Annotated in this window: 9 protein-coding genes and 1 pseudogene; 6 read left to right on the forward strand and 4 right to left on the reverse strand. The window is 69.7% G+C overall.

The features are described from left to right. Positions 1–47: 47 nt before the first annotated feature. Positions 48–599, reverse strand: a complete 552-nt coding sequence (locus CCN39_RS36910) for a hypothetical protein (RefSeq protein WP_086850016.1) — start codon at positions 597–599, stop codon at positions 48–50. 189 nt (positions 600–788) lie between these two features. Between CCN39_RS36910 and CCN39_RS36915 the strand changes: the two genes are divergently transcribed. From CCN39_RS36915 to CCN39_RS52135, 3 genes and pseudogenes are all read left to right on the forward strand, one after another. Continuing rightward, positions 789–2,327: a sensor histidine kinase gene (locus tag CCN39_RS36915; protein ID WP_086850018.1), complete on the forward strand. Its 1,539-nt coding sequence runs from the start codon at positions 789–791 to the stop codon at positions 2,325–2,327. 4 nt (positions 2,328–2,331) lie between these two features. Further along, entirely contained in the window at positions 2,332–4,209 is a 1,878-nt protein-coding gene (locus CCN39_RS36920; RefSeq protein ID WP_208630553.1) for an ArnT family glycosyltransferase, read from the forward strand. A gap of 109 nt (positions 4,210–4,318) precedes the next feature. Next, positions 4,319–4,657: pseudogene (locus tag CCN39_RS52135) on the forward strand (GNAT family N-acetyltransferase); the annotation flags it as partial. A gap of 73 nt (positions 4,658–4,730) precedes the next feature. Here CCN39_RS52135 and CCN39_RS52140 read toward each other — a convergent pair. Next, positions 4,731–5,999 carry a hypothetical protein gene (locus tag CCN39_RS52140; protein WP_244211165.1) on the reverse strand — a complete coding sequence of 423 codons (1,269 nt, stop codon included), beginning with the start codon at positions 5,997–5,999 and terminating at the stop codon, positions 4,731–4,733. After that, complete coding sequence (locus tag CCN39_RS36930) at positions 5,996–7,021, reverse strand: helix-turn-helix domain-containing protein (protein WP_244211166.1); 1,026 nt, start codon at positions 7,019–7,021, stop codon at positions 5,996–5,998. Before CCN39_RS36930 ends, CCN39_RS52140 begins: the two co-directional genes overlap by 4 nt. 309 nt (positions 7,022–7,330) lie before the next feature. Between CCN39_RS36930 and CCN39_RS36935 the strand changes: the two genes are divergently transcribed. From CCN39_RS36935 to CCN39_RS52145, 3 genes are all read left to right on the forward strand, one after another. Further along, positions 7,331–7,909 (forward strand): hypothetical protein, encoded by a 579-nt coding sequence (locus CCN39_RS36935; RefSeq protein ID WP_244211167.1) that lies wholly within the window; start codon positions 7,331–7,333, stop codon positions 7,907–7,909. Continuing rightward, positions 7,906–8,589: a Crp/Fnr family transcriptional regulator gene (locus tag CCN39_RS36940; RefSeq protein WP_244211168.1), complete on the forward strand. Its 684-nt coding sequence runs from the start codon at positions 7,906–7,908 to the stop codon at positions 8,587–8,589. The genes CCN39_RS36935 and CCN39_RS36940 overlap by 4 nt, the downstream gene beginning before the upstream one ends. Before the next feature lie 400 nt (positions 8,590–8,989). Beyond that, complete coding sequence (locus tag CCN39_RS52145) at positions 8,990–9,190, forward strand: hypothetical protein (RefSeq protein WP_244211169.1); 201 nt, start codon at positions 8,990–8,992, stop codon at positions 9,188–9,190. Between the two features lie 3 nt (positions 9,191–9,193). Here the strand turns inward: CCN39_RS52145 and CCN39_RS36950 are convergent. After that, positions 9,194–9,866, reverse strand: a 673-nt coding sequence (locus CCN39_RS36950) for a thiamine-phosphate kinase (protein ID WP_244211170.1), incomplete at its 5' end; no start/stop codon positions are given.

Raw genomic sequence — 9,866 nt, forward strand, 5'->3', positions numbered from 1 at the left:
TGCGGCTCCGAGGACTGCTCTTCCGTCCCGGAGCCGCAACTGGAGCGTCAGCCGGTCCGGGTCGGGGCGCCCGAAGGCGGTGTGCCCTGGCCTTGCCGGCCTTGCGGTCCCGACTCGCCGTCCGTCACCGACGTCGCCGTCGCCGTGCTGCCGGACTCCGTGGCCACCACCGTGACCGTGTCGCCCGTCGCCAGGCCGGTCGCCTGCGCCGACGTGATCGTGTACGTCTTCGAGAAGCCGTCCTCGCTCTTCGCGGTCAGGGACGTCGCGCTCAGCTCCGTCACCTCGCCCGTCTGCATGATCTTCGTGACGTAGCCGCCGTTGCCGTCGGACGCCACGTACTCGCCGTGCAGCGCCCCGCCCAGGCCGCCGCCCGGCATGCCGCCGGGGCCGCCCGTCATGCCGCCCGGCCCGGCCTGGGCGTCGGTGGCCGCGGACGACGACGCGGCCCAGACCGCCGCTCCCCCGCCGGCCACGATCACCGCCGCGACGGCGCCCGCCGCGATCTTCTTGCCCGGCGACCAAGCCTGCTTCGGGGCCGGCGCGGGCGTCGCGCCCCACGTCTGGTCCGGAGTGGACGGTGCCTGCGGTGTGGTCATGATGCTGCTCCTCAACGTGATCCTTCGGTGAAGTCCACGGTGGAGCCGCACGCTGTGTACCGACTGTGCCTGCCGTCAGCTGTTCCTGTGACCACCCGAACCGGACATCCCGCAACGGGCCGGTCACCGCACAGCCGCTTCACAGGCAGCGCACAACCCGCACACACGGCGCGGACCGACATTGGTTCCATGGCCGCGCGAACCGTCCCGTCACCTCCCCGCCGGGGGCGGCTGTCGCTGCGCGCGAAACTGACCGGCTCGATGGTCGTGCTGCTCACCGTGGTGTGCCTGATCGTCGGCGTGGTCAGCGAGTTCGCGCTCGACCTGTTCCTCACCCGCCAGATCGACCAGCAGCTCTCGGCCGCGGCGAACCGCTCGCTCGTGTTCGCGAGCAACACCCTGCCGCAGGACGGCGGTCCGCCGCCGCAGAACCTGGGCCAGCACCCGCTCGGGCAGAACGTCGGCACGGTGAGCGGCACCTTCTCGGGACAGGAACTCGTCCGCGACGACAGCATCTCCGAACACGGCGGGCGGCTGGAGCTGACCCCGGACCAGCAGGCCCTCATGCTGTCGGTGCCCACCGACGGCCGGCCGCACACGCTGTCCTTCGACGACCTCGGCGAGTACCGCTTGATGGCGCTGCCCGTCCCCGGGACGGCGGAGGTCGTGGTGACCGGCCTGCCGATGAAACCGGTCAACGACACCCTGCTCACCGTCGGGCTGATCCTGTTCGGCGTCGCCGCCGCGGGGGTGCTCGGTGCGGCCTTCCTGGGCGCTGTCGCGGTCCGCCGCACGCTGCGCCCGCTCGACCGCGTCGCAGCCACCGCCGGCCGCGTCACCGAGCTGCCGCTCGACCGCGGCCAGGTCGCGCTGTCGATCCGCGTCCCGGAGGGCGACACCGACCCGCGCACCGAAGTCGGCCAGGTCGGCTCGGCGCTCAACCTGATGCTCGGCCACGTCGCCCAGGCCCTCGAAGCGCGGCACGACAGCGAAATCCGCGTCCGGCAGTTCGTCGCGGACGCCAGCCACGAGCTGCGCACGCCGCTGGCCGCGATCCGCGGGTACGCCGAACTGGCCGCCCGCGGCAGCGCGCTGGTGCCACCGGACGTCGCGCACTCGATGGGCCGGATCCAGTCCGAAGCCGTCCGGATGACGGCGCTGGTCGAGGATCTGCTGCTGCTCGCCCGGCTCGACGCGGGCCGTCCCCTGGACGTGCGCGACGTCGACCTCACCCGGCTGGTCGCCGACGCCGTCGGCGACGCCCAGGTCGCCGGGCGGCAGCACCGGTGGCTGCTGGAGCTGCCGCCGGACCCGGTGCTCGTGTTCGGCGACGTCCAGCGCCTGCACCAGGTGCTGGCGAACCTCCTGGCCAACGCCCGCACGCACACCCCGCCGGGCACCACGGTGGTGACGGCGCTGGCCCGCACGAAGGACACCCGCAGCGCCGTGCTCACGGTGACCGACGACGGCCCCGGCATCGCGCCGGACCTGCTGCCGGACGTCTTCGAGCGGTTCGCCCGCGGCGACTCGTCGCGCTCCCGCCACGCCGGCAGCACCGGGCTCGGGATGGCGATCGCGTCCGCGGTCGTCGTCGCCCACCACGGCTCGATCGAGGTGCACAGCCGGCCCGGCCGGACGGAGTTCGCGGTGCGCCTCCCCGTGGCCGTGCCCGCACAGCGGGTGCACAGCATCGGCACAACCCGGCCCCAGCTGGGCACCGGAAGCTGAGCTCATGACCGCACTCGCGTCACGCGAAACCGTCGTGACTCCCTCAGCTCCGGCCCGCCGTTCGTGGCACCGGCCGCTCCTGGCCGTCCTCCTGCTCGGCACCGCGGTGCTCTACCTCTGGGGCCTCGGCGCTTCCGGCTGGGCCAACGCGTTCTACTCCGCGGCCGCGCAGGCGGGCGCCCAGAGCTGGAAGGCGCTGTTCTTCGGCTCCAGCGACGCGGCCAACGCGATCACGGTCGACAAGACCCCGGCGGCGCTGTGGGTGATGGGCCTGTCGGCGCGGCTGTTCGGCGTCAACGCGTGGAGCATCCTGGTGCCGCAGGCGCTGATGGGCGTGGGCTCGGTCTGGCTGCTGTACGCGACGGTGCGCCGCACGTCCGGCCCGGCGGCTGGGCTGGTCGCGGGCCTGGTGCTGGCGCTGACGCCCGCCGCGGCACTGATGTTCCGCTTCAACAACCCGGACGCGCTGCTCGTGCTGCTGCTGGTGGCGGGCGCGTACTGCGTGGTCCGGGCGGGTGAGAAGGCGAGCCCGCGCTGGCTCGCGCTGGCCGGCGTCGCGGTCGGCTTCGGCTTCCTGGCGAAGATGCTGCAGGCGTTCCTGGTGCTGCCCGCTTTCGCTGTCGCGTACCTCGTCGCCGCGCCGGTTTCGCTCGGCAAGCGGCTGCTGCACCTGCTCGGCGCGCTGGTCTCGGTCGTGGTGGCGGCGGGCTGGTACCTGGTGGTGGTCGCGCTGTGGCCGGCGGCTTCGCGGCCGTACATCGGCGGCTCGCAGACGAACTCCCTGTGGGAGTTGATCTTCGGCTACAACGGCTTCGGCCGCATCACCGGCGACGAGGTCGGCAGCGTCGGCGGCGGCGCGGGCCGCGGCTGGGGTTCGACGGGCCTGACCCGCCTGTTCGGCAGCGAGATGGCGGGCGGCATCGCCTGGCTGCTGCCGGCGGCGCTCCTGGCGCTGGGAGCGGGTCTGTGGTTCACCCGCAGGGCCCCCCGCACGGACGCGTCCCGGGCCGCCCTGCTGCTGTGGGGCGGCTGGCTGCTGGTGACGGCGCTGGTGTTCAGCTACATGAGCGGCATCATCCACCCGTACTACACGGTGGCCCTGGCCCCGGCGGTGGCGGCGCTGGTCGGGACGGCAGCGGTCCAGCTGTGGCGCCTGCGCGCCCACCCGGTGGCATCGGGCCTGCTCAGTGGCGGCGTCGCGGTGACGGCACTGACGGCGTACCTGCTGCTGGACTCGTCGTCGTGGCAGCCGTGGCTGGCCCCGACGGTGCTGGTGGGCGGCCTCCTGGCGGCGGTGGCACTGTTCTTCGCAACCCACCTGACCCGCGGAGCGGCTTCGATCGTGGCCGCCTTTTCGCTGGTGGTGCTGCTGTCCGGCACGGGCGCGTACACCCTGGCAACGGCGGCGACGACCCACAGCGGCGCGATCCCGTCGGCCGGTCCGTCGTCCGGCTTCGGAGGCCGAGGTCCGGGCGGCGGTTTCGGCGGTCCCGGCGGCGGCCGCGGCGGCGGCCCGGGTTCGCTGCTTTCGACGACAATGCCTGGCACTTCACTCACCGCGTTGCTCCGCCAGGACGCCTCGAAGTACACCTGGACGGCGGCCACGGTGCTGTCGAACGCCGCAGCGGGCTACCAGCTGGCGAGCGAAGCCCCGGTGATGGCGGTGGGCGGCTTCAACGGAACGGACCCGTACCCGACGCTGGAGCAGTTCCAGCAGTACGTGGCGAACGGGCAGATCCACTACTTCCTGGGCGAAGGCATGACGATGCAAGGGAGCACTGGCGCGGATACGGCCCAGCAGATCGCAGAGTGGGTGGCGGCGCACTACGAGGCATCCACTGTGGACGGCGTAACGGTGTACGACCTGACTGCGACCGTGTGAGACACGACGAAAGCAGGGTGTGACGCCGGTCCGGGCCCGGGCAACCTGGTCAAGCACCGGCTCACTCCGGCACACTGGTGGTGCCCAGGCGAACAGGGAGTTTCTGCCGATGACCGAGCCCTATGTAAGGCCGGCCCACTCCGCAGACCTCCTTTCGTTCGCCGCGACCCTCGGTGACCACCGATTCCTCGCCGACCGGCTTGAGCGCCAGCGGAAAAACCTCGGAGTACTTTTCCTCGCCTGGCTGGATTGCCACCCCGCCGGGGACGTCTACCTGTGGCTGGAGGAAGCCGAGGAATGGCCGATACGCCGACACCTCCCCGGCGTCGCGCTGCTCACCCACCTGCAGGTCCACGATGAGTTTCGCAACCGCGGCATCGGCCGGTCCCTGGTGGGAGCCGTGGAGCAGTACCTCGTCGAGCATGGTCATGAGCGGGTCGCATTGGCGGTTCGAACGGACAACAACGACGCGGCTCGCCTGTACCGGCGGCTCGGCTACCGGGACTGGGGCCACGGCGAAGTCATCTGCCACGCGCAGCGATCGCTTGCCGACGGCGGGATTCGGAAAGAGCCGGAGCTGTGCCACGTGCTGGCGAAGGACTTGCCCCGCCCTTCGCCACCGATTCCCCGGTCCGGAGCCGGGACGGTCGGCGCCACCCGACCGGTGTGATCCGACCATCGATCCCCGGCTGAGCGAAGTCGGCAACCCCCAACATGGCGAGCGTGTGGTTGATGTCATCGCGTTCACCGTAATCTCGCCGGAGCCAGGTGACGTGATTGCGCCACCGAACGCAGTCCGTCTTCCAGGCGCGCAGGTACTGCACGCACAGGTCAGGCGTGATCCGCTGACTGCTGCCGATCGCCGCTTCGAGCGAGCGGACCATCTTAGCCTGCTCCGCCCGGTCCATCGCCGAACCTCGAATCCCGGCTATCGTCATACGGATGATCTGCCGTCGGTGGGACAGGAACTCGGTCCAGTAGGCGCTGTTCGCTTCAGTCAGCGGACGACCGTTGTCCAACAAGCCGTACAGTCCCTCAGCGAGGGTGTCACCCAATTCCTCCGCGCGTGCGCGCCGGACGTTGTACGGATCGTATGGGCGCTGGATCGCCATGCCGGTCACCGCTGTCGACCGCAGTTCGCACCCGTCGAGCAGAAAGAACCAGTCCTCGTTGTAGATGTTGGGAAAGAACGAGGAGAAGGCCTTCTCACCGACCACGAGCGCGCCACCCCCGATGAACGATTCCTGAGCCGCGCCGATGCCGCGAAGAGCGTGGCACACGACTGAGTTGTCCGGCATCCCCGCGTTCCGGAGGCCGACCACCGGGTGCTCCCGCAGCAGTCCCGCCGCGGCCGCCAGGTCATCAGGCTCGGGCAGGACTATGTCGTCGTCGAGGAAGAGGATTCGCTTCCAGCCGGTGAGAATCGCGATGAGGAGACCGAGGTTCCGCTTGAGGCTGGTGTCCACTTTCCGGTGGAACTCGCCGCGACGGAGCAGTTTGTCGGTGACGAATGTGGGCACGAGCCAACGAGGCAACCGATCGGTGTCGATCGCGGTCACCCGGACACCCGCCCGCCTGGCAGCGAGCGCGGCCCTCAAGGCATCGCCCTCAAGACTGCACAGCAGCAACAGATGGGCATTGGCCTGCCGGGCTGCCCTGATGGCCGGCTGCAACTCGAAGACGGCGCGTCCGTTGGGCACGATGATGGCGTCGAGGCGAGCGTGGGGGGCGGTGCTGGCCTCGACACTGGTCAGCAGTCCTGCGTGCGTTCGGTGTTGCCGCGCGTTCACTCGGCCTCAGGCCACTCGTGCAGGCGGTTCTCCGCCACCGTCCAGTCCGGAGTCAGCCCTTTTCCGCCCACCACCGGCACCCGGCTGATGATGCTGAACGACTCCGCTTCACCGAACCGACTCCGGAGGTAGGCCTGGTTCCGATCACGGAACCGCTCGTCCGTCAGCGCCCGGACCGCACCCAAGGTGCCGCGACCGTACATACCATTGCACACGGTCACCGAGCGCTTCCGGTTGAACGGGCTGACGCCTTTGTAGAAATGTGCCACGTCTTCCAACAGGTGACCTTCGCTGTCCAGCAGGGGCGGGAAAAGTTCCGACCCGCCGGCGCGCTTCACGAGGAAGCCGCCGGGGCTGCTGGTCGGCGCGTCATCGTCTCGCGTGACCTGCTTGACCGGCAGGTCCACGCGCTCGATGACGTCGCGAGTAACTGTATTCCAGTCGACCCCACCGAGGAGGACCAGGTGGCTCGTGTAGTGGTCGGGGGTCAGTTCCTCCGTGGTGTGGAAGCTGACGCGGTGATGAGGGTTGACGGCCCTGATGTGGCCGAACAGTTCGATGAGGGCATCGGGGTCGGCGTAGGTGTACAGCGAGACGAAGTCGGCACTCTCCGGGTCGGCGTACGTCAGGTGCTGCCGCAGCGCCTGCGGAAGCGGCGCGCAGACGATCGTGATGTCCTCGTTCTCCGGGAAACGCCAGCCATCGATCTCGGGCTCGACAGCGCCTTCACGTCCGTCCCGGAGCCAGAGCAACTCCTCGATCAGCTCGTCGTACTGGCGGCGCTCGTCATCGGTCAGTTCTTCGAGCGGAAGGACCCGCACACTGTCTCCGCTCACCGACCGCCGCGTGGCGAAGAGTGCGGCGTAGGCGTTCAGCCGACGGGTCGGCGGGGCCTTGTCGGTGTTCTCCCACGACGAGATCAACGAAATACTGAGCGAATTCTCCCCGCCGAGAGCCTGAGCGAGCTGCGCCTGGGTGATGCCCGCCTCTTCCCGCAGCGCGCGCAGACGGCGCGCGAGCACAGACCGAGGCTCGGCTGGGGACACGACTGGCCGCCCTTCAGAAAAGTTCAGTCTACTTCAGTACGGTAGGTAAGGGCAAAACCTTAAGCTTACCTACCCCCGCTCCGGCCGACGCCATACCGAAGCTGCGACCAAACCGTGACCTACGACCACATTTTGTTCGGACACCAAACAGGTAACACCCGATTCGTCTCTGTTGTTCAAGGGCACTCCAGGCCATACAGTCAACTTGACTGAACTTCAGTTCTGACCTGAAGGCAGGAGCGGGCCATGGACACTTCAGCTGACTTACCGCGGCACCGGGCCATCGTGGCGGTCGACATCGAAGGGTCGACCGGGCGGACGAACTCGGTGCGTACCCAGCTCCGCGCGGTTCTCTTCCAGCTGCTCGATGCGGCCTTCCTGGCCGGCGGGATCGCCGGCAGGCACCGTGATCCGCTCCTCGATCGCGGAGACGGGGCGCTGTGCTTCGTCCGCCCGGTGGATCAGGCACCCAAGGCCCTGCTGCTGGCAGCCGTTGTCCCGGCGCTCAACGAGTTGCTCGCCAGGCACGCGGAAAGTCGCCCGGAACTCGCTTTCCGGCTTCGCGTCGCTGTACACGCCGGGGAAGTCCACCGTGACAGCCGCGGGCCGTACGGAGAAGACGTCGACATCGCCTGCCGCCTGGTGGACGCCGACGAGCTCAAACGACGGCTGCGCGAGACGACCGAACTGCTCGTCCTCGCTGTCTCCCAAGAGATCCACCGCGCGGTCGTGCGGCACGGATACCCGGGTGTCGAGCGCAGTGCGTTCACACAGGCGGTCCCGTTCAAGCTGGGCGACGAACGGCTTCGAGGCTGGCTGTACACCCCCGAAGCCAGTCGGCCGCAGCAGATTCTCAGCGCGTGACCGAGGAGGGCCGGCACATGGAGACGAACGGATTCTGGGTCGGCCTGCACACCGCCGACAGGCAGGCGCTCGCCGATTCCGCGACCCGGCGCTCCTATCGGTGCGGCGAGACGATCTGCCGGGAAGGCGACCTCTCCAGCGGCGTGCTTTTGCTACTGTCCGGGCACGTGCGGATCGTCAACACCGCTTCCGACGGCCGCGAAGTGATCGTCGGGGTCCGGGGCGCGGGCGACATCGTCGGTGAACTCGCGGCGATCGACGCGATGCCACGCTCGGCGACCGTCGAAGCATTGGAGGACCTGGAAGCGCTGGAGGTGCCGGGGGTCCGGTTCGCGTCACTGTGCCGTACTCGGTCGAGGATCTCCTGGGCACTTCTGCGAGTGCTGTCCACACGTCTCCGGTCAATCGGCAGACAGTGGTTGGATCTGGGCACCGGCGCTGCGTCGCGGCGGGTCGCCGCGCACCTGATGCAATTGGCGGTCCAGCGCGGCGTGCGACGGGGCGGGAACATCGAAATCGCCCTTCCGGCCACGCAGGCCGAACTGGCGATGACCGCGGCGATCTCTCGCGAGTCCTGGGCACGCGCGACGCGTGACCTCCGTCGGCAGGGGGTGATCAGCACCGGCAGAAAGCAGGTGACGATCCATCGCATGGCCGAACTCCGGCGGCTGGCGAACTGAGCCCCGCGTTGTGTCACTACTAGTCCGCGGTGCTGGGCCGGGCGACGGTCTCCTGGATCCAGGGGCAGAGGGGCTTCCACCGACACCGATGTCACCCGTCACGTTCTAGCCGCTGGCACCGAGGCGTCATGTTGCCGGCCTCGTCATCCTCTTCACCGCAGGATGGCACTGGCCCCTGGCAGCTCGGGCAGGACCGGGACCGCCGGCCCGAGCACGACCCGAGTACGCGAATCCCGGCACGGCGTCCGCACCTCGATCGTCGCGGCCCTCGTGGCAGGCATCGCGGCCCGACGTCTCTCGCTCACCTCGGTGGCCTGTTACACCGCCGGTTGCTCGGAAGGAGCACGGAAATGACCGACAGGCGCACACCCGTGAGTTCGTTCCCCGCTCGGCTTTACCAATGGCGGCGGCAGATCCTCGCCGTCCACTGTGGACGTCGGCGGTCTTCGGCGCAGCCATCGTCCTCGCGATGCTGCGGCGCCAGCACCGCGCCGTCCTCGCAGCTGCGAGCCTGGTGACACTGACGATCAGCTCCACCGAAGTCCTCCGGGAGCGATCCCTGCACCCGGGCAACGTGGTCCCGCTACGCGCCCACAGCTGACCCTCAGCGCCTCGCCAGCACGCTGGTGATCAGTGTGGACGGCTCCCCACCGTGCCACGAACTGGCCGAGAACCGCTCCTGCGCGATCCCCTGCCAAGGAGAGGCTCCCATGGTGAGCGAGGTGCCCGCGATGAGCGTCCCGATTTCCTGCGCCGCCACACCCTCTCCGCGCAGCGTCTTCCTGACCAGCCCGGCCTCCTCGGCCCGGACCGCGACGACCAGCCCCCAGTCGCCCCAGGTCTGCGCGAGGTCGAACGGCCGGACACCGCACTGGGCAGCCACCTCGGCCACCGGCTCGTCCAGCTCGAACTCCCCCGTGACCTCCGCGCCTAGTCCGTTTGCTTCGCACAGCGTCCGAACCGTGGCGAAGAGGCCGTCGGAGACATCCATCGCCGCCCGCACGAGTCCGGTGGTGGCCAGCGCCCGGCCCGCCTTCAGCTGGGCCATCGGCCGGCAGGCTCGGTGCCAGACCTTGTCCCGGTCCCCCTGCGGGAGCGTCGCCTGGCCCGTCTCCAGCAAGGCCGCGGCCCAGAGGTAGCCGGGTGAGCCGATCAGCAGGAGGCGGTCGCCGGCCTTCGCTCCGGTCCGCCGGAGCCTGCTACCCGGCGAACACCGGCCGATCGCCGTGGCCGTCAGCTGCATCGCTGCGCCGTCGCGGATGTCTCCGCCGGCGACC

Source organism: Amycolatopsis kentuckyensis, from assembly GCF_002155975.1.
GTDB classification, from domain to species: domain Bacteria; phylum Actinomycetota; class Actinomycetes; order Mycobacteriales; family Pseudonocardiaceae; genus Amycolatopsis; species Amycolatopsis kentuckyensis.